This is a genomic window from Luteimonas notoginsengisoli (genome assembly GCF_042648885.1).
Taxonomy (GTDB): domain Bacteria; phylum Pseudomonadota; class Gammaproteobacteria; order Xanthomonadales; family Xanthomonadaceae; genus Luteimonas; species Luteimonas notoginsengisoli.
Map to the genome: position 1 here is coordinate 916,074 of NZ_JBHRYF010000001.1, position 19,162 is coordinate 935,235.

The following is a 19,162-nucleotide window of genomic DNA, read 5'->3' on the forward strand; positions in this document are numbered from 1 at the left end:
GAAGGCGAGCTTGGCGCCGCCGCGGCCGGGGCGACAACATCGTGGCCGGCCTCGCTGGCCATGCGACGCCTACAGGAGCCTTCGCAGCGCCGTCGACGTCCTGGTTGGGCCGGCCCGCCGCGTCGGTTAACGTGTCCGCCATCCCATGCGAGGAGCACCACGATGCGCGATGCCTGGTCCCGGCGCGATGTGCTGGCCGCGATGGCGGCAGGCACCGCCTGCACGCTGATGCCCACGAGGCTGCCCGCGCGCGCCGCGCCGGAGGCAACGGCAGGCGGCATGGCGCTGCGTGACGTGCTGCTGGTCGACGGCAGCGGCCAGTCCGGCCGACACACTGACGTGCTGGTGCGCGGCGACCGCATCGAGCGCATCGGCCGCGTTTCGGACGCGGACGCAAAGGGCCTGCGCATCGTCGACGGGGGCGGCCGCGTGCTGGCGCCGGGCTTCATCGACCTGCACACGCACGGCAACCCGCTCGAGGACGCGTACACACAATTCCTGGCGATGGGCGTGACCACCATCGTGCTGGGCCAGGACGGCGGCAGTGCGTCGCTGCCCGGCGCCGATCACGCCGCCGACAGCCTGCCGTCGTGGATGGATGCCGTCGCGCGTGCCACGCCGGACGTCAACGTCGCCACGCTGTCCGGCCACGGCACGCTGCGCCGCCGCGCCGGCATCGACGACGGCACGCGCCGGCCCAGCGCCGCCCAGCTGGCGCGGATGCAGGCGATCCTCGGGCACGACCTGCAGGCGGGCGCATTCGGCCTGTCCACCGGGCTGGAGTACGTGCCCGGCCGCTACGCGGACATGCGCGAACTCGCGGGCCTCGGCCCGGTGATCGCCCACTTCGACGCCGTGGCGATGAGCCACATGCGCTCCGAGGATGCCGACGACGTGCGCGATTCGATCCGCGAACTCGTCGCCGCCAGCGGCCCGGCGCGCGCGCACGTCTCGCACCTGAAGATGGTCTACGGCAAGGGCGCAGCCGCCGCCGAAGAACTGCTCGCCTTCCTGCAGTCGCTGCGCACGCCCACCCAGCCGCTCACCGCCGACGCCTATCCCTACGAGGCCAGCTACACGGGCGTGGCGATCGTGTTTCCGGAATGGGCGCTGCCGCCCACCGACTACCCCACCGTGCTGCAGACGCGCCGCGAGGAGCTGCGTGCCTACCTGCAGCAGCGCATGGAGAAGCGCAACGGCCCCGACGCGCTGCTGTTCGGCACCGGCCCGCACGCCGGCAAGACGCTGAAGCAGGTGGCGGCCGAGCAGGGCAAGCCGTTCGCCGACGCGCTGCTCGACATCGGCCCCGGCGGCGGCCAGGCCGCCCACTTCGTCATGGACCGCGCGCTGCAGGACCGCCTGCTGCTCGACCCGCACGTGGCCCTGTGCACGGACGGCTCGCCCGGCGGCAGCCACCCGCGCTCGGCCGGCACCTACGCCAAGTGGATCGAGGAGTTCGTGGTCAGCCAGCCACGCGTGAAGCTGGAGGAAGCCGTGCGCAAGGCGACCTCATATCCCGCCTCGATCCTGCGCCTGCCCGACCGCGGCACGATTCGCGAGGGCGCGAAGGCCGACCTGGTGCTGTTCGATCCGGCCAGGGTGCATGCGAAGGCGGACTATGTGCATCCGACCCTGCAGGCCGAAGGCTTCGACCTGGTGGTGGTGAATGGGCAGGCGGCGTTCGAGGGTGGCGAGGCTGTTCAGCGGGCAGGACGGCTTTTGCGACGAGGTGGTTGAAGCTCGCAGGGCGGAACCCGCGAAGCGGATTCTGCAAGATGTCCGGACGTTGCCGATATCGCTCGGTCCTGCACACGCGGCGAGCTCGGCGGTTACGCCCTATCGGCCTAATTCAGTCGTTGGCGTCACGGCCTGGGAGGCCCGGGCCGCCGACGATGCACGCAGAAGACCAAGAACTGGGTCAGGGTCACTTTTCGATCGCCAATGCAGCAACAAGGCTGGAATGGAGAGGTCGTAACCTGATGCGTCGCTGTCGAGAGCCAAGTTGCGCAAGGGTTTTTCCTCAGCTATGGCCAGAGAAGTGTCAGATCCGCTTTGGATCCCAATCAGGCAGGGCTGTCGTTTCGACCGTCTTTCCCTGATGCTGCGCCGTGGGGACGAATACGTCGTCGTGCAGTGTAAGCATTGGAATGCTTTCCAGGTCACGCATACCGACGTGCACCAGCTGCTCGGCATCATGGTCAACGAGAGCGCGACCGGCGCCATCCTGGTCAGCAGCGGCGAGTTCACGCGCTACGCGCGGGAGTCGGCTGCAAAGCTTGGGCATGTGTGGCTTATCGATTGAGATGAGTTGCGGCGCATGGTTGGTCCGATTGCGGAGTCAGAGGCGCCGCGTCGGGCTGTGGCGACATCCCGGCCAACGGGTGATTCGCTCGCGACAGTCGTTGGCGAACGCCTGCTTTCGGCGGCCGAAGACAGGATCCGAGGGCGCCGACGGGAAGGATCACCATATGAGCTGATGCTGCGCTTGTTCTTTGCCTTGATCGCCCTGGCAGTGCTATGGGCTTTTGTCCAAGGTATGTTGAAGGCGGTGTCCACAGCGCTGGTACGCCCGATTGCCACGAAGCGTGCGCCCGCGCCTGAGTTGTCTCCCGGGCTGCCGAAGCCGTCAGTCGCTCCATACCAACCGCGCACGCAGGCGACATCTGAGCCGGGACCGTTGATGCGCGAGCGCTCCGAGGCGGAACGGCGTGAGGCCAAGCGCCAAGCCGATGAAGCGGCCAAAGTTATTGAGGCGTCGACGCCTGAGATGTAGGCCGACGGTGGGACAAGATGGGCGAGGTGACGTGGCCCCGCGCATTTGGAGGCCTTCGGTCGGGCAATGAGCGCTGCGTGTGGAAGCTTGCGAAGGCAGCCGACACGGGGACGCTCCGTGGATTGCTTGTCGGAATCTCCGTCAACTTTTCGCGGAAACATCCACCCGGCCAACGTGCAGCCGCGAACTCCCGTCTGGCAGCTGGCTAGGGCAGCCTGGCGCCCACCTTTTACACCCCCGGCTTGGGCACGCGCACCACGTCGCGGATCCCGCGCAGGGGCTCGGGATCGGTGAGCCCGTCGCCGGCGCGGCGCGGCGTGTCGACGCGCGCTGCGGTGCGCTCGGCGGCGTCGCTGAGCACCACGATGCTGATCCGCCGGTTGACCGGATTGTCGGGGTCAGCCTTGTACAGCGGCACCGAGGAGGCCAGGCCGACGACGCGCGCCAGCCTGCCGTCGGACAGTCCGCCGGCGACCAGCGCGCGCCGCGCGGCGTTGGCGCGCTCGGTGGACAGCTCCCAGTTGCCGTAGCCGTCCGCCGCGCCATAGGGACGGGTGTCGGTGTGGCCGGAAATGGCGACGCGGTTGTCGACCCGCTCCAGGTACTGCGCCAGCTCCTCCAGGATGTTGCAGGTGTAGTCGCGCAATCGCGGCGACCCGAGATCGAACATCGGGCGATTGTCGGCATCGACGATCTGGATACGCAGCCCTTCGGGCGTGATGTCGATCAGCAGCTGGTCCTTGAACGGTGCCAGCGCCTGGCTGCTGGCGATGGCCTTTTCGAGCGCGCGCTTGAGGTCCTCCAGCTGGCGGCGGTCGCGCTGGTCGGCTTCGCGCTGCGCGGCATCCTCGGTGGCGGGGCCTGCCTTCTGCGCGCCCGCACCGGGGGGATTGCGCACGTTGTCGAACATCCGAATGGGCATGTCGCCGGCGCCGCCCGGCCCGTTGCGCCCGGGCGCCATGGTCGCCGACTTGCCTTCCACTGCGCTCGGATTCTTGAAGTAGTCGGCAATGCCGCCGAGCTGCTCGGCCGACATCGTCGCCACCAGCCACATCACCATGAAGAACGCCATCAGCGCGGTCACGAAATCCGCATAGGCGACCTTCCAGGCGCCGCCATGGTGCGGGGCGGCGCCGCCGCGTTTCTTGCGGACGATGATGATCGGCTGTCTGTCGGCTTCGCTGGCCATGGCACACTCAGCCCTTGGCGGCGCGCAGGTCGGCTTCCAGGTCCTGGAAGCTGGGACGCACGTGCGAGAACAGGAGCTTGCGCGCGAACTCGATCGCCACCGCCGGCGCGTAGCCGCGCACCGACGCGACCAGCGCCATCTTCACCACCTCGAATGCCTTGCCGTCCTCGTGCGCGCGGTTTTCCATCGCCGTGGAGATGGGGCCGACGAAGCCGTAGGCGATCAGGATGCCGAGGAAGGTGCCGACCAGCGCCGACGCCACCTTCTCGCCGATCTCCGAGGGCGCCGCGCTGCCGACGATCGACATCGTGGTGATGATGCCCAGTACCGCGGCGACGATGCCGAATCCGGGCAGGGCGTCGGCGACGCGCTGCACCGAGTGACCTGGTTCCAGCGCCTCGTGATGGTGGGTTTCCAGCTCGTATTCGAGCAGCGATTCGAGCTCGTGCGGGCTCATGCTGCCGCTCACCATCAGCCTCAGGCAGTCGGTGATGAAGTCGAGCATGTGGTGGTCGGCCAGGACCTTGGGATAGCGCTGGAAGACCGCGCTGTCCTGCGGATTGTCGACGTGCTGTTCGATCGCGATCACGCCTTCGCGGCGCATCTTCACCAGCAGTTCGTAGACCAGCTTCAGCAGGTCCACATAATCCGCGCGCGCGTACTTGGGCCCCTTCAGCAGACCCTTGATCGCGCCCATGGCGCGCTTCATGACCTTGGGCGGCGTGGCGATGACGTAGGCGCCCAGCGCGCTGCCGCAGATCACGATCACCTCGTTGAGGTGCCACAGCGCAAGCAGCTTGCCGCCGACCATGACGAAGCCGCCTAGCACGCTGGCGAGGACGACGAGGCCGCCGATGATGAGGTACATGGGTGATGAACCGGGGAGAGAGGCTGGATGTGTTAGCGGCAAGCCGCGCGCTTCCTGTAGCGCGGCTTCCGGTGGCCCGGGTCTTGCACGGAGATCGTGGTTCGCGCGGCCTCCAGGTCGCGTCTTTTGCTGCTCACGATGTCTTGACCGCAGACGCCCGTCGCGCGTGATGATGCGCCTGGCTGTGTTCAGCCCGTCGCGGCCGGCGGCAGCAGCTCGACGATCCGCGGCGCGAGGCGGACGCCGTCGATGCGCAGTTCGCCGGCGCTGACCGGAAGCCGGAAGCGCCGGCGCCCGGCGCTGCCCGGGTTGATGTAGAGCACGCCCGCGCGCTCCTCGACCAGCGGCCGGTGCGAATGGCCGGACACCACGACGTCGATGCCGCGCGCCGAGGGATCGAGGTCCAGCTGCCTGCTGTCGTGCACCACGAACAGGCGCACGCCGCCGAGCTGCACCTCCAGCGTTTCCGGCAGCGCGCCCGCCCAGTCGCCCGTGTCGACGTTGCCGCGGATGGCGTGCAGCGGCGCGATCGCCGCGAGTTCGGCCAGCACCCGCGCATCGCCCACGTCTCCCGCATGCACGAGGTGGTCGCAGCCCTGCAGGAACGCCGCGGCCTCGGGCCGCAGCAGGCCGTGGGTGTCGGAGATCAGGCCGATGCGCATGGCTTCACCGTGGCGCATGCGGGCGCGGACCGCAACATGGCGAGCCGATCGTCCGCGGTGGGCAGGCAGCCCGTCGGGAATCCGGGCCGCTTTCCATCCAGGCCCGCAGGCGCGGCCAGGCGTGGCGACAGCTGCCTGCGATCAGCCAACGCCAGCCTTGGCGAGGGCGAGAAAAACCGCCAGCACGACGATCCAGTAAACCAGCATCATGCCCAGCTGGATGGCGATGGCTCGGATCGCCGACCAGAGGCGTGATCCCGCGAAGAACGTGGCCATCATCCACGCCGCATAGCCGATCGAGAGCACGCCTCCCGCGACGCTGTGCAGCGACAGCGCGGTCTGTGCTTCGACGCCGGCCCACTCCACCATGAAGCGCAGCGGCATCAGCGCCGTCATGATCACCAGCTGCGCGGCGAAGAGATAGGTGTTGAGGATCAGGTGCTCCGCCAGCGTCCTGCCCGCGCGCGGCCATGACGCGCGGGTGGCGAACATCATCAGCGGCAGGACAAGGGCGAACAGTGCCGTCTGGTAACGCGAGAAGAATGTCGTGAAGTCGGATCCGCTAACCCCGAAGGTGGCGAGCGATTGCTCCAATCCCCGGGCGTTCATCTCGTCGACCCCGCCTACGCTGGCAGCGGCGAAGTACAACACCAGCGTCGCCAGGAACAGGCGCAGCGGCCGCGTGATGCGCGCATCGTGCCCCTCCAGGCAGCGTCCCACCGTGGCGCCGGGCGCCGTCAGCAGGGAGCGCACCGTGTATGGCAGGCCGCGATCGAAGCCGCTGAACTCCCGCGTTGCCTCGCGCAGCAGTCCCCCTAGCGTGGGCTTCTGGATTTCCGTGGGTGCTGGCATGCCTGGCATCGCGTGTCGTGGGCTGCGGGGAGGATGCCATAGACCAGTGACGCCGCAGCGTGGGCGTTGGCTCCCAAAAGGGAAGGGCGGTGAATCTCGGAGAGCCGTGCCAAGCGCCAGGCCGGGACGCTCGCCCGAGCGTTGGTTCCGCCACGTTGAAGCAGGGCATGGACCACTACGGTCATCCAAACCCTGTCGATCGTTCGCCGGGTCTTCGACGCTCCGGTCGGCGGACGATGGCGCTATCCTCTGCGCGGGGACAACAGGGGAAGACCATGGCCGCATCGATCCGGGAGGCGCTCGCCTGCGCTGCGTTGCTTTTCGTCTGCCTGGCAGCCGCCGCCAACGATGACCTGCCGCGAGCGCTTGCCCCCGACCAGGAAGCACGCGCCATTGCCGCTGCCGAGGCCACGGGCCGCGCCATCTTCGAACACGATCGCGCCGCCGCAGTGGCCACCGATGTCGCCTTGGCGCAGCGCGCCTTCAAACGCGACCGCCGCGTGCGGGGTTGGTTGACCGAAGCCACGGAGGACGGCATCGCCGTCACCTTCATCGACCAGACCCCGAGCGCCATCTATCGGGTGCTGGTGTCGCCGGCCGGCAAGCCGGGTCCGCTGCTCGCGCTGGAAGCGCCCGAACCGCTGAGCGCCCTGGAAGCCGACGCCGCCGCGGCCCGCGCCGCCGCGTTGGCGGCTCCGATGCAGCCCTGCTCGAAACACTACAACGCCGTGGTGCTTCCCTCCGAGGCCGGGGCGGGCAGCGGCTGGATCGTCTATCTGCTGCCGGGAACCACCCGCCATGACGCCGTGCCCATCGGAGGAACGTACCGCATCGAAGTGCGGGGAGGCGCAGTCGTGTCGCAGCGTGCCTTCACTCGCAGTTGCATCGCGCTGAATCGGGGGCCGAAGGTTGGCGCCATGATGATCACCCACCTGCTCGACGCGGTGCCCACTGAAGCGCACGTGTACTGGAGTCTATGGGCCGACACGCCGATGTACGTGAGCACGCCACCCGCTGACGGCCTGTGGGCCATCGAGAGCGGCGCCATCCGGAAAATCGAGAGCGGGGACGAAGACTAGCTTTGAACGGTGCGAGTGCGGGGAACCGTGGCGCCCGCGCGCAACGGCATCGTCCGGAGCGGCAGACGGTCCAACACGTACGCTGCGTCCCGCCGTTGCGCACCGGCCGGTCCCGGGCGCGCTTCGGCAAGGAGGGCTGAGCGGTTTCGACGGGTCCAATGCGACGCGACCGCGTGGGCCGTGCCTGTGCGCTGGCGGCGTCGGGTGAGCGCCTGTCGGCCCTCGGCGCATCCAGACCATTCCGGTCGGGATCCTGTCGAAAGGAAGCCCCGCTTACGCGACGATGCTCGCGCTGCACGAGCGCGACCCACGTGAGCGATGCGACCAATCTGCCTCCGCGCGCATCCATGACAGGTCGAACCCATGGGGATGCCCGTGCGAAGGTGCCTGGAAGTCCTGTTTGCCTGCTTGCTCCTGCCCCTGCTGCCTCTCGTCGCGCACGCACGCGACGACACTTGGCTGCTCACCGTCGACCGATGGGGCAATGCCGAGTACCGGACATTGAGCATGTCGGAAGCCGGTACGCCGCTGGCAGGCGCGTTCGGCGGGCAGGCGATCCACGGCAGCCGCGAGGGCCGGCGGCTGGCGTTCACCGTGGGAGATCCGGGGTCCGGCGGCTACCGGTTCGAAGGCCTCGTGGAGGGCGGGGCACTGCTCGGCCGCATCGAATATCCCGATCCCAACGACCCGGCCGCGCGCGTCTGGCACGCGGCGCGCGGCCGCCTGCTGCAGCCGCCGCCGCCAAGCGCCAGCCAGCAACGGTTCGTGCCGGAAAATTTCTCGAACGTGTTCACGGCCGACGCCGACCCCGTGCTGGTGATCCGCCCCGGCGAAGTGGTGGCCACGTCCACGGTCGATTCCGGCGGCGTGGACCTGCATGGCAAGACGCGCGCGCTGTATGGCAACCCGCAGACCGGGCCATTCTTCGTCTGGGGCGCACGACCGGGTGACGTGCTGGCGGTGCGCATCCGCCGCCTGCGCCTCAATCGCGACTTCGCCGACAGCCTGGACGGTTTCGCCGCGCGCACGATGAGCGCCGGCATGGCCGCGCGCATGCGCGGCCTCGGCAATCGCGTGCGCTGGCGCCTGGACCGCGATGCGGGAATGGCCATGCTCGAAGACGCGCCGGCGGCGCTGAGCGACTACGCCGTGCCGGTGCGGCCGATGCTGGGCGGCCTCGGGGTGGCGCCGGATTTCGGTTTCGCGCCGTTCTCGGCCGGCGACAGCGGACGCTTCGGCGGCAACATGGATTACAACGGAATCGTGGAAGGCGCGACGGTCTACCTGCCGGTATTCCAGCCCGGCGCGCTGCTTTATCTCGGCGACGGACACGCGCTGCAGGGCGACGGCGAAACCACGCAGTGGGCGCTGGAAACATCGCTGGACGTGGAGTTCGTGGTCGACGTGCTGCCGCCGGCGCCGCTGGCCACGCCGCGAGTCGAGTCGGACGACGCCATGGCCACGCTGGGGCAGGCGGGATCGCTGGACGAGGCCGTGCGCCTGGCCACGGCCGGCATGGTGCAGTGGCTGGCGCAGGCATACGGATTGGACGACCGTGAAAGCTCGCTGGTGATCGGCACCGCGGCGGAGCTGCGCATCGCCACCCTGGCAGGGCGCAACGCCGGCGTGGTCCTGCGCGTGCCGAAGGTTCGACTGGATGCGCTTGACAGACAGGACGCGGCAGCCGCTCGCGGGACTGCCGGCGATCCGGGTTGAGAGCCGCCCTTGGCCGCCCACGCGCGGCCATGGCGATGACCGTGCCTGGACTGGCCCGGCCGCACGGCGAGTGTTCGCCGAAACCTTGCCTGTCCTCCCCGGGGCTTCGACCGATTGGGCGTAGCCGCTAAAGCCGCTCCCGGCATCGGACGATACGTACGTCGCCGAACCCGCAGCCGCGGGAATCGTTCCGTAGCGCGACTTGCAGTGGCCTTGTGACTTGGATGGGAGAGGCCTGCGCGGCCATTTCTCCGCGCAGGCCGGATGCCGGTCCATTGCGTCGATGTCATCATTCCCCGGCGCCATGACGATACCGACACGCCGCCCCGACCGCGGAGATTTCCGTGAACGCAACGACGCCGTTCGCCGACCTGGAAGTCGGCTATGACATTCCCGCGCTGCCGGGCATGGACGCCGCGCAGATCCAGACGCCGTGCCTGGTCCTCGACCTCGACGCGCTGGAGCGCAACGTCAGGAAGATGGGCGACTACGCGAAAGCGCACGGCGTGCGCCACCGCAGCCACGGCAAGATGCACCGGTCGATCGACGTGCAGAAGCTGCAGGAACGCCTGGGCGGCGCGGTTGGCGTCTGCTGCCAGAAGGTATCGGAGGCCGAGGTGTTCGCGCGTGCCGGCATTCGGGACATCCTGGTGTCGAACCAGGTGCGCGATCCGCAGAAGATCGACAGGCTCGCGCGCCTGCCGCGCCACGGCGCGCGCGTGAGCGTATGCGTGGACGAGCTGTCGAACGTGGCCGAACTCTCGGACGCGGCGCAACGGCAGGGCTCGACGCTGGAGTGCCTCGTGGAGATCGACTGCGGCGCGGGCCGCTGCGGGGTGGCCACCGGCAGCGAGGCCGTCGCGATCGCCCGGGCCATCGACGCCGCGCCGGGCCTCGGTTTCGCGGGCATCCAGGCCTACCAGGGCGCCATGCAGCACCTGGAACGCTACGAGGACCGCAAAGCCACACTCGACTTGGCCGTCGATCTGGTCAAGGCGATCGTCTAAGACCTGCACGCGGCCGGGCTGGCACCCGGGCTCGTGACCGGTGCAGGCACGGGCTCCTATCGTTTCGAATCAAATTCGGGCGTCTACAACGAACTGCAGTGCGGCAGCTACGCCTTCATGGATGCGGACTACGGGCGCATCCGCGACGAAGACGGCCAGCGCATCGACCAGGGCGAATGGGAGAACGCACTGTTCGTCCTCACCTCGGTGATGAGCCGCGCGCGGCCCGGCCAGGCGGTCTGCGACGCCGGCCTCAAGGTGCTATCGCTCGACAGCGGCCTGCCGGTCGTCCACGGCCGCGACGACGTCGCATACGTCAGCGCATCGGACGAACACGGGGTCATCGACGACCGCCACGGCGTGCTGCGCATCAACGAAAAGCTCAGGCTCGTTCCCGGGCACTGCGATCCCACCTGCAACCTGCACGACTGGTACGTCGGCGTGCGCAACGGCCAGGTGGAGGTGGTCTGGCCGGTGTCGGCGCGCGGGAAAAGCTACTGACGTTCCGCCCGGCTACGCGTCCTCTTGCGGCGTTCCCTGCGCGGGATCCGCCGCGCGGTAGGCCGGATACTCGGCGTCGTGCAGGTGCCGCAGCGCCTGCTGCATGTCGGCCGGCAGGCGGTCGTAGTCGAGGATCACCTTGTCGTCGTGGACGTCGCGCACGGCGTCGGCCGCGATGACGAAGTCGCCGCCGTTCTCGACGTTGACGACCAGGTGCGCCGAGCCCTTGATATCGCGTACCGCACCGGCGGCAGCGCGTCCTTCTCCGAGGAACACCATGAAGCCGGGTTCGATGGCCTGGGGCATGGGCGCGGTCTCCTTCGTGGGGAGTGGCAGCATCGACGCGCGGCGGTGACCACGCGGTGAATCCACATCGCAATCCCGAGCGCAGCGGCTGATCGCGCGCCGCGAAATCCGCGGCGGTCAGACGCCCGTGCGGACCTCGATGCCGAGCGCCGGCGCGATCGCCCGCATGGCCTCGTCGTCGCGGCTCAGGGTGATCCAGCCGGCGGTGGTTTCGGTGCCGGTCTCCCACAGCCACAGCGTGTAGCCGTGGGCGCGCAGCGCGTCGTAGGCGGTGCGGATGAGCGCGGTGGTGTCCGCGGCGGCGAGGAACTCGTCGTCGGTCGGATCCTCCACGCCCCAGTCGAGCTCCAGGTTCCAGCGCGAGACCAGTTCGGTGATGGCTTCCACCAGCGCGGCCGCGTCGTCGTCGTGCGCCTGGAATCCCGACTTCCAGTCGATGATGTCCTTGAGCACCCACGCCGGCTCGAACTCGTCCTCGTCCGCATCCGCCGTCGCATCCTGGTACTGGCCGAACTGCTGCAGCGCGGTCTCCTCGTCGCCCGGATTCACCAGCAGCAGCAGCTGCCACACCAGTTGCTCGGTGCCGGCGTCCTCGTCGATCGCGCCCTCGGCATCGAAGTCGTGGGCGGCGTTGGCGAAGTTGTCGTCGGCGTCGTATTCGGTGTCGGGCGCGTGCATGTCGTGGCCGGGCAGGGCGTGGACGGCAAGGATAAGCCGCGGGTCAGGCTGTCGCCGCCTGCAGCGCGGCGGCCAGCGCGGCGTCGCCGCTCACCAGGTCCTGCCAGCGCAGTTCGGTGCCCTTGCGATGGCCCTTGAGCACCAGCCGCAGGCCCTCGGGGTCGATCGTCAGGGTGTAGGTGTCGTCGCCGACCTGGAGTTCGCGGCGGATCGGCTTGTCGAGTCTGGTCATGGTCGGCTCCTGGGTCGAGAACCGGGACACTACGCCACCGGCGTGCGCTGCGCGTCAGCAAGCGGCTGCTGGCGATGCGTGTTTTGTGCTGCGAAGAACTGCCCTGCGGCCGGGTTCAGGCGCCCGGCAGCGGCAGCCGGACCACGAACTCGGCGCCCGTGCCCAGGCCGTTGCTGCGCGCCTGCACGCTGCCGCCGTGCAGTTCGACGATGTTCTTCACCAGGGCCAGGCCGATGCCCAGGCCCGTGCACTCCATGTCGCTGGCGGGGGCCTGGCTGAACATCTCGAAGATCGAAACCAGCATCCCGGGCTCGATGCCGACGCCTTCGTCCTCGATCCGCACGACCACGTTCGGGGTTTCGACCGAGGCCTTGATCCAGATCCGGTGCCCGTCGCGGGTAAACTTGATGGCATTGCCGAGCAGGTTGACGAACACCTGCTGCAGGCGCTGCGGATCGCCTTCGAAGACGATCGGCTGGCCAGGTGGCAGCAGGCGCTCGATCCGGCGGTCGGGGCGGCCTGCGCGTTCGAGCGCCGCCTCGCAGGCGGCATCGAGCACTTCCTCCAGCCGCAGGCGTTCGATGCGCAGCGCCAGCTTGCCGGTGGCCACGCGGCTCGCCTGGTCGAGATCCTCGACCAGGCGCGAGATGGCGTCGAGGCTGTCGCGCATCGCGTTCAGGTGCGCCTGCAGCTGGGGCTCGCGGGTATCGCGCTCGATCATGTCGGTGTAGAGGTAGGCCACCGACAGGGGATTCCTGACCTCGTGCGACAGGGTCGCGAGCGCGGCGATGCGCGCCTTCTCCGCGGTCTCGAGCGCTTCCACGCGGTTGCCCAGCGTGCGGAGGCGCATCTTCACGTCGGTCTGGCTGCGGAACACCTTCAGCGCGCCCGCGTTCCTGCCGTCGGCATCGCTCAGCAGCACCGTCCTGCCGGTTGCCCAGAACAGGGACCCGTCCGCGCGCATCATCCAGCGGTCGTCCTCGGAGGCGCCGCGGCTGGCGGCCACCGCGGCTTCATGCTCGGGAATGCCGAGCTCCCGATCCTCCGGGGTGAAGTAGCGATGCACGGGCTGGCCGATGATGTCCTCCTGCGGGGTGGCGAGGATTTCCGCCGCCGCGGGATTGGCCCACTGCACCGTCAGATCGGGGGCGAGAAGCAGCATGGCGTGGTCGATCGTCTGCTCGGCGAAGGCGCAGACGCATTCACGCACGGCCTGCACGTCGACCGCGTCGCCGGGCCTGGGGGGCGTTGCGCCCTGCGAGATCGGTACGGGCGTCACCGGTGGCCTCCCGCAAAGATGCCGACTATCTGCGGAGCGATGTCGAACCCGGGTGAGCGGGCCGTTCCATGCGCAGCCGATGAGTTCGCGTGACGCGGGTCGGCTCGCGGGCGGATCGGCAATGCGGCGTGCGAGCCTCAGCGCCCTCGTCCCGCGCGGTGACGCCACGCTGACGCGACCGCTGTTGTAGTGGCCGCCCCTGGAAGGCGCGCTTCGCGCACGGTGACGTCCTGGCCAGTGCTTCCGACCTGGTGGTATCGACCCCCGACGGCCTGTACTGCGCCGCGGGCGATTTCCACATCGATCCGTGGCGACCGGTGCCCAGGGCGGTGATCACCCACGGCCACGGCGATCATGCGCGCATGGGCATGGGCTGCTACCACGTGGTCGACGCCGGCCTGCCGATCCTGCGGTGGCGGCTGGGCGAACAGGACTACCGCGCGCACGCGCACGCCGAGCGTTTCGCCATCGGCGAGGCGATGGTGTCGTTCCATCCGGCAGGCCACGTGCTCGGCTCCACCCAGGTGCGCATCGAAGCGCGCGGGGAAACCTGGGTGGTTTCGGGCGACTACAAGCGCGATCCCGATCCGACCTGCCTGCCGTTCGAGGTGGTGCCCTGCGACGTGTTCGTCACCGAAGCGACCTTCGGCCTGCCCGTGTATCGCTGGCCCGCCGCGCGCGAGGTCGCCCGCGACATCGTCGCCTGGCGCGAGGAGTGCGCGGCCAACGGCGAGACCGCGCTGCTGTACTGCTACGCGCTGGGCAAGGCGCAGCGGATCCTCGCCGAACTGGGGGCGCTGACCGACCGGCCGGCGTGGGTGCACGGTGCGATCGACGCGGGCGTGCAGGTGTATCGCGCGGCCGGCGTGGCGATGCTGGACACCCGCCGCGTCGCGGACGAGCCGCGCGGGGCCGACTTGGCGGGCGAGCTGGTCATCGCGCCACCCTCGGCGGCCGGCAGTCCCTGGGTGCGCCGGTTCCGGCGCGCGCAGCAGGGCTTCGCGTCGGGCTGGATGCGCCTGCGTGGGAACCGCCGCCGGCGCAACCTCGACCGCGGTTTCGTGGTTTCCGACCATGCCGACTGGCCCTCGCTGCTGCACACGGTGCACGAGACCGGCGCGCGCCGGATCATCGCCACGCATGGCGATACCGAGGCCCTGGTCCGCGTGCTGCGCGAGTCGGGCCTGGATGCGGGCGTGTTCAACACCGGCTACGGCGAGGAGGATTGATGCGCCGCTTCGCCGCGCTCTACGAGCGCCTGGACCGCAGCACCGCCACCGGCGACAAGCGGGCGGCGCTGGTCGACTACTTCCGCGACGCGCCCCCGCACGACGCGGCGTGGGCGCTGTGGCTGCTGGCCGGCGGCAAGGTCGGCGGGGCGAAGGCGCGCATCGCCACGACCACCGAACTGCGGACCTGGATCGCCGAGGAGAGCGGCAACCCCGACTGGCTGGTGGAGGCCAGCCATCACGCCGTCGGCGACCTGGCCGAGACGCTGGCGCTGCTGCTCGATGATCCCCCCGAAAGATCCGAACAGGGCGATGCCGGCGAAGACATCGGACTGGCCGACTGGATCGAACGGCGCCTCGTGCCGGTGGCCAACGCGGATGCCGACACGCGCCGCGCCGTGGTGGTGTCGGCGTGGCGCAGCCTGCGCTTCCGCGAACGGCTGGTCTTCAACAAGCTGCTGACCGGCGCGCTGCGCGTGGGCGTGTCGTCGGGGCTGGTGCAGAAGGCGCTGGCCGACCTGTCGGGCGTGGACGTGGCGCGGATCGCGCAGCGCATGCTGGGGCGGTGGACGCCGACTGCCGGCTTCCTCCAGGACCTGCTGGCAAACGAGGACAGGCCGGGCGACGCGGCGTTGCCGTATCCCTTCTTCCTCGCCTCGCCGCTGGAATCCGCTCCGGACGCGCTCGGCGCGATCGACGACTGGCTGCTGGAGTGGAAGTGGGACGGCATCCGCCTGCAGCTGATCCGGCGCGCTGGCGACATCGCCCTGTGGTCGCGCGGCGAGGAGCGCATGGATGGACGCTTTCCCGAGATCGAATCCGCGGCCGCGCGCCTGCCGCGCGATGCGGTGATCGATGGCGAACTGCTGGCCTGGCAGGAAGGCGACCCTGCGCCGCTGCCGTTCTCGTCGTTGCAGACGCGGATCCAGCGCCTGAAACCCGGCCCCAAGACCCTCGCCGCCGCGCCGGCGCGCGTGCTCGCCTACGACCTGCTGGAGCTCGACGGCGAGGACCTGCGGGAGCAGCCACTGGCGCAGCGCAGGCGGCTGCTGGCGGAATTGATCGAGGCCGCGGACCAGCCGCAACTGCGATTGTCGTCGCGGGTGGAAGCGGACGACTGGGCGGCCGCGGCGGCCGTGCGCGACGAGGCGCGCGCACGCGGCGTCGAAGGCCTGATGCTCAAGCGCCGCGAATCGCCCTATCGGCACGGGCGCAAGCGCGGCGACTGGTGGAAGTGGAAGGTCGATCCGCTGACCGTGGATGCGGTGCTGCTGTACGCGCAATCGGGCTCCGGCCGGCGCAGCACGCTGTACACCGACTACACCTTCGCGCTGTGGGAAGGCGACGCGTTGGTGCCGGTGGCCAAGGCGTACTCGGGCCTGGACGACAGGCAGATCCTGCAGCTCGACCGCTGGATCCGCGAACACACGCTGGAACGCTTCGGCCCGGTGCGCGCGGTTGTGCCGGAGCAGGTGTTCGAGCTCGGGTTCGAGGGCGTCAACCTGTCGCGGCGGCACAAGTCGGGGGTAGCGGTGCGGTTCCCGCGGATCCTGCGCTGGCGCACCGACAAGCCGGCCGCGGAGGCCGACCGGGTGGACGCGCTGCGGGCGCTGGCGCGGTGAGCCCGGCGTCGGCTCGCGTGGCGGCGGACGCGCCGCTGCTGGCGTGGTTTGCCGCGCAGGGCTGGAAGCCCGCGCCGTTCCAGCGCGAAGCCTGGCGGCGCTGGCGGGCGGGGGAGTCGGGCCTGCTGGTCACGCCGACCGGCAGCGGCAAGACGCTGGCGGCCCTTGGCGGCCCGCTGCTGCAGGCCCTGGCGCTCGGCGACCGGCCCGCGCCCCGGCGCACGCCGGCGGGCGCCCCTTCGCGGCTGAAGCTGCTCTGGATCACGCCGCTGCGCGCGCTGGCCACCGATACGGTGCGCGCGATGCAGGTCCCGATCGATGGACTCGCGGTGCCGTGGACCGTGGCGATGCGCACCGGCGACGCCAGCGCGCGCGACCGCCGGCTCGCGCGCAAGGGACTGAGCGACGTGCTGGTCACCACGCCCGAATCGTTCGCGCTGATGCTGTCGTATCCCGATGCGGCCGGACTGCTCGCCAACGTGCGCGGCGTGGTGGTCGACGAATGGCACGAGCTGCTCGGCAACAAGCGCGGCGTGCTGCTGCAGCTGTGCCTGGCGCGGCTGCGCGCCATCGCGCCCGCCGCCCCCGTGTGGGGACTGTCGGCGACCCTGGGCAACCTCGGCGAGGCGCGCGACGTACTGCTGCCGCACGCGCCGGGCGCCGCGATCGTCTCGGCGCCGCGGCGCCGGCGGATGGTCCTGCACACCTTGCTGCCGACGCACGGCGAGCGTTTTCCCTGGGCCGGCCACCTCGGGCTGTCGCAGCTGTCGCGGGTGGCGGAGGTGCTGCAGCGGGCGCGGTCGAGCCTGCTGTTCACCAACACCCGCTCGCAGGCGGAGCTGTGGCACCGCGCGCTGCAGTCGGTGTGGCTGGACGACCCGGCAACGCTCGCGCTGCACCACGGCTCGCTCGACGCGTCGCTGCGCGCGGCGGCGGAGGCAGGGCTGCGCGACGGCAGCGTGCGCTGCGTGGTCGCCACCTCGAGCCTCGACCTGGGCGTCGATTTCCCGGCCGTCGACCAGGTGCTGCAGGTCGGCAGCCCGAAGGGCATGGCGCGCCTGCTGCAGCGCGGCGGGCGTGCGCGCCACCGGCCGGGGGAGGCGGGCGAGGTGTTCTGCGTGCCGACCCATGCGCTGGAACTGGCCGAATACGCCGCCGCGCGCGTGGCGCTGGCACACGGCCTGGTCGAGGCGCGCCCGCCGCCGCGGCTGTCGCTGGACGTGCTGGCGCAGCACTGCGTGACGCTGGCGCTCGGCGGCGGGTTCGCGCCCGATGCGCTGCTGACCGAAGTGCGCGGCACGCACGCTTTCGCAGAGCTGTCGCTGGCGGCCTGGCGGGCGGTGCTCGACTTCATCGAGCGCGGTGGCAGCGCGCTGGAACACTATCCGGACTTCCGCCGCGTGGTCCGCGACGACGACGGCATGCTGCGCGTGCACGATCGGCGCATCGCGTTCCGCCACCGGCTGTCGATCGGCACCATCACCAGCGATGGCAGCGTGCAGGTGCGATTCCTCAAGGGCGGCTACCTGGGCAGCGTCGAGGAGGCGTTCGTCGGCCGGCTCAAGCCGCGCGAACGCTTCCAGTTCGCGGGGCGCACGCTGGAGCTGGTGCAGCTGCGCGACATGACCGCCTACGTGCGCCTCGCCAGCAAGCCCGATGGCCGGGTGCCGCGCTGGCAGGGCGGGCGCATGCCGCTGTCGAGCGAACTGGGCGCGCAGGTGGAGGCGATCCTGTCCGAACCGCCGGCAAGCGCGGAGATGCAGGCGCTTTCCCCGCTGCTCGACCTGCAGGCGCGGCTGTCGGCGCTGCCCACGCCGGAGACGCTGCTGGTCGAGGCGGTGAAGACGCGACAGGGCTGGCATGTCTTCCTGTTCCCGTTCGCCGGGCGCGCCGTCCACGAAGGCATGGCGGCGCTGCTGGCGCTGCGCTGGGCGCGCGACGCGCCCAATACCTTCGGCTGGACTGTCAACGACTACGGCCTGGTGCTGACCGCGCAGCGCCAGGCGTGGCCGGATGCCGTGCTGCTGTCGCGGCTGCTGTCGCCGGAGGGCTTGCTGGACGACCTGCACGCGGGCCTCAACCTGGCCGAACTCGCGCGCCGGCAGTTCCGCGAGATCGCGCGCGTGGCCGGCCTCTTGCCGCCATCGCTGCCCGGCCGCGCGGCGCGTTCGCTGCGCCAGCTGCAGGCGTCCAGCGGATTGCTGTTCGACGTGCTCAAACGCCACGATCCCGGGCACGTGCTGCTCGCGCAGGCGGAGCGGGAAGTGTTCGAGGCGCAGCTGGAAGTGCGCGCGCTGGACGAGGCCTTGCATCGCTGCCGCAGCCGCGTGATGGACCTGCACCGCCCCGCGAGCCTGACGCCGCTGGCGTTCCCGCTGTGGGCCGACGCGATCCGCGGCCAGCTCAGCAGCGAGGACTGGCGCACGCGGGTGGCGCGCGCGGCGCTGCAACTGGAGAAGCGCCATGCCCGAGCGGCTTGACCTGCTGCTCGCGGGAGAACCGATGCAGGCGCTCGCCGATCGCGCGCTGTTCTGGCCCGCGCGCCGCCGCCTGCTGCTGGCCGACCTGCACCTGGGCAAGGGAAACATCCTGCGCGCGGCGGGCATCGCGGTGCCCAGCGGCGGTACCGGTCAGGACCTTGCCCGGCTGGATGCGCTGCTGCGGCACACGGGCGCCCGCTCGCTCTGGATCCTCGGGGATTTCCTGCACGGTGCCCGCCACGCAGGCGTCGACGCGGCCTGGCGCGCGTTGCGCGACGCGCATCCGGACGTGGAGGTCGCAGTGGTCGCCGGCAACCATGATCGCGCGCTGGCGCCAGCCGCGTTCGGGCTCGCGTCGCTGCCGGAAGACGTGCGCGATGGGCCGTTCCGGTTCCGTCATGCGCCCCTGCGCAGGCGCCAATCCAATGGTGGGCACGTGGTGTGCGGGCACCTGCATCCGGTCGTGCGTGTGCCCGGACTGCCGGGGCGCCTGCCGGCGTTCCAGCTGGAAGCCGGGCAGACCGTGCTGCCCGCGTTCTCGATGTTCACGGGCGGCGCCGAGGCCGCGAGGGACGGCGGCTGGATCGCGTGCGTGCACGGCCACCTGCTCGCGCACGCGCCCGGCTGAGATTCGCGGGAAGGCTGTCGGCCGCTTGAAGGCCAGGATGGATTTCCCGTGCGGTCGTCCG

19 protein-coding genes are annotated in these 19,162 nt (G+C 70.4%); 11 read left to right on the top strand and 8 right to left on the bottom strand.

Going from position 1 to position 19,162, the window contains the following annotated elements:
• The first annotated feature begins 162 nt into the window (after window positions 1-162).
• The 3 genes from ACFOM9_RS04235 (at window position 163) to ACFOM9_RS04245 (ending at window position 2,773) form a co-directional block, all read left to right on the top strand.
• The gene (locus ACFOM9_RS04235; protein ID WP_386706469.1) at window positions 163-1,737 is read left to right on the top strand and encodes an N-acyl-D-amino-acid deacylase family protein; all 1,575 of its coding nucleotides are present in this window, start codon (window positions 163-165) and stop codon (window positions 1,735-1,737) included.
• A 361-nt stretch (window positions 1,738-2,098) separates the two neighbouring features.
• Window positions 2,099-2,302 carry a restriction endonuclease gene (locus tag ACFOM9_RS04240; protein WP_386707326.1) on the top strand — a complete coding sequence of 68 codons (204 nt, stop codon included), beginning with the start codon at window positions 2,099-2,101 and terminating at the stop codon, window positions 2,300-2,302.
• 174 nt (window positions 2,303-2,476) lie between these two features.
• Window positions 2,477-2,773: a hypothetical protein gene (locus ACFOM9_RS04245; protein ID WP_386706471.1), complete on the top strand. Its 297-nt coding sequence runs from the start codon at window positions 2,477-2,479 to the stop codon at window positions 2,771-2,773.
• 229 nt (window positions 2,774-3,002) lie between these two features.
• On the opposite strand, the gene motB is transcribed toward ACFOM9_RS04245, so the two are convergent.
• The 4 genes from motB to ACFOM9_RS04265 form a co-directional block, all read right to left on the bottom strand.
• Entirely contained in the window at window positions 3,003-3,962 is a 960-nt protein-coding gene (gene motB / locus ACFOM9_RS04250; protein ID WP_386706473.1) for a flagellar motor protein MotB, read from the bottom strand.
• 7 nt (window positions 3,963-3,969) lie between these two features.
• Entirely contained in the window at window positions 3,970-4,830 is an 861-nt protein-coding gene (motA, locus tag ACFOM9_RS04255; protein ID WP_386706475.1) for a flagellar motor stator protein MotA, read from the bottom strand.
• A gap of 188 nt (window positions 4,831-5,018) precedes the next feature.
• Window positions 5,019-5,492 carry a metallophosphoesterase family protein gene (locus ACFOM9_RS04260; RefSeq protein ID WP_386706477.1) on the bottom strand — a complete coding sequence of 158 codons (474 nt, stop codon included), beginning with the start codon at window positions 5,490-5,492 and terminating at the stop codon, window positions 5,019-5,021.
• Window positions 5,493-5,633: 141 nt separating this feature from the next.
• Window positions 5,634-6,344, bottom strand: a complete 711-nt coding sequence (locus ACFOM9_RS04265) for a DUF3667 domain-containing protein (protein WP_386706479.1) — start codon at window positions 6,342-6,344, stop codon at window positions 5,634-5,636.
• A 275-nt stretch (window positions 6,345-6,619) separates the two neighbouring features.
• Between ACFOM9_RS04265 and ACFOM9_RS04270 the strand changes: the two genes are divergently transcribed.
• The 4 genes from ACFOM9_RS04270 (at window position 6,620) to ACFOM9_RS04285 (ending at window position 10,647) form a co-directional block, all read left to right on the top strand.
• Complete coding sequence (locus tag ACFOM9_RS04270; RefSeq protein WP_386706481.1) at window positions 6,620-7,423, top strand: hypothetical protein; 804 nt, start codon at window positions 6,620-6,622, stop codon at window positions 7,421-7,423.
• Window positions 7,424-7,831: 408 nt separating this feature from the next.
• Complete coding sequence (locus ACFOM9_RS04275; protein WP_386706483.1) at window positions 7,832-9,139, top strand: acetamidase/formamidase family protein; 1,308 nt, start codon at window positions 7,832-7,834, stop codon at window positions 9,137-9,139.
• 344 nt (window positions 9,140-9,483) lie between these two features.
• On the top strand, window positions 9,484-10,146 hold the full coding sequence (locus ACFOM9_RS04280; protein ID WP_386706485.1) for an alanine racemase: 663 nt from the start codon (window positions 9,484-9,486) through the stop codon (window positions 10,144-10,146).
• Window positions 10,147-10,179: 33 nt separating this feature from the next.
• A complete protein-coding gene (locus tag ACFOM9_RS04285) occupies window positions 10,180-10,647 on the top strand; it encodes a hypothetical protein (RefSeq protein ID WP_386706487.1) in 468 nt (155 codons plus the stop codon).
• A 12-nt stretch (window positions 10,648-10,659) separates the two neighbouring features.
• On the opposite strand, the gene ACFOM9_RS04290 is transcribed toward ACFOM9_RS04285, so the two are convergent.
• From ACFOM9_RS04290 to ACFOM9_RS04305, 4 genes are all read right to left on the bottom strand, one after another.
• On the bottom strand, window positions 10,660-10,953 hold the full coding sequence (locus tag ACFOM9_RS04290) for a hypothetical protein (RefSeq protein WP_386706489.1): 294 nt from the start codon (window positions 10,951-10,953) through the stop codon (window positions 10,660-10,662).
• 117 nt (window positions 10,954-11,070) lie between these two features.
• The gene (locus ACFOM9_RS04295; RefSeq protein WP_386706491.1) at window positions 11,071-11,631 is read right to left on the bottom strand and encodes a DUF6630 family protein; all 561 of its coding nucleotides are present in this window, start codon (window positions 11,629-11,631) and stop codon (window positions 11,071-11,073) included.
• Window positions 11,632-11,674: 43 nt separating this feature from the next.
• Window positions 11,675-11,863: a hypothetical protein gene (locus ACFOM9_RS04300; protein ID WP_386706493.1), complete on the bottom strand. Its 189-nt coding sequence runs from the start codon at window positions 11,861-11,863 to the stop codon at window positions 11,675-11,677.
• Between the two features lie 115 nt (window positions 11,864-11,978).
• A complete protein-coding gene (locus ACFOM9_RS04305) occupies window positions 11,979-13,142 on the bottom strand; it encodes a PAS domain-containing sensor histidine kinase (protein ID WP_386706495.1) in 1,164 nt (387 codons plus the stop codon).
• Between the two features lie 251 nt (window positions 13,143-13,393).
• On the opposite strand from ACFOM9_RS04305, the gene ACFOM9_RS04310 reads away from it, so the two are divergent.
• From ACFOM9_RS04310 to pdeM, 4 genes are read left to right on the top strand one after another with little or no spacing between them, the layout of a single operon-like run.
• The gene (locus ACFOM9_RS04310; protein WP_386706497.1) at window positions 13,394-14,371 is read left to right on the top strand and encodes a ligase-associated DNA damage response exonuclease; all 978 of its coding nucleotides are present in this window, start codon (window positions 13,394-13,396) and stop codon (window positions 14,369-14,371) included.
• On the top strand, window positions 14,371-15,993 hold the full coding sequence (locus ACFOM9_RS04315; RefSeq protein WP_386706499.1) for an ATP-dependent DNA ligase: 1,623 nt from the start codon (window positions 14,371-14,373) through the stop codon (window positions 15,991-15,993). Before ACFOM9_RS04310 ends, ACFOM9_RS04315 begins: the two co-directional genes overlap by 1 nt.
• On the top strand, window positions 15,990-18,473 hold the full coding sequence (locus tag ACFOM9_RS04320; protein WP_386706501.1) for a ligase-associated DNA damage response DEXH box helicase: 2,484 nt from the start codon (window positions 15,990-15,992) through the stop codon (window positions 18,471-18,473). The genes ACFOM9_RS04315 and ACFOM9_RS04320 overlap by 4 nt, the downstream gene beginning before the upstream one ends.
• A complete protein-coding gene (gene pdeM, locus ACFOM9_RS04325; RefSeq protein ID WP_386706503.1) occupies window positions 18,457-19,101 on the top strand; it encodes a ligase-associated DNA damage response endonuclease PdeM in 645 nt (214 codons plus the stop codon). The genes ACFOM9_RS04320 and pdeM overlap by 17 nt, the downstream gene beginning before the upstream one ends.
• Window positions 19,102-19,162: the final 61 nt, after the last annotated feature.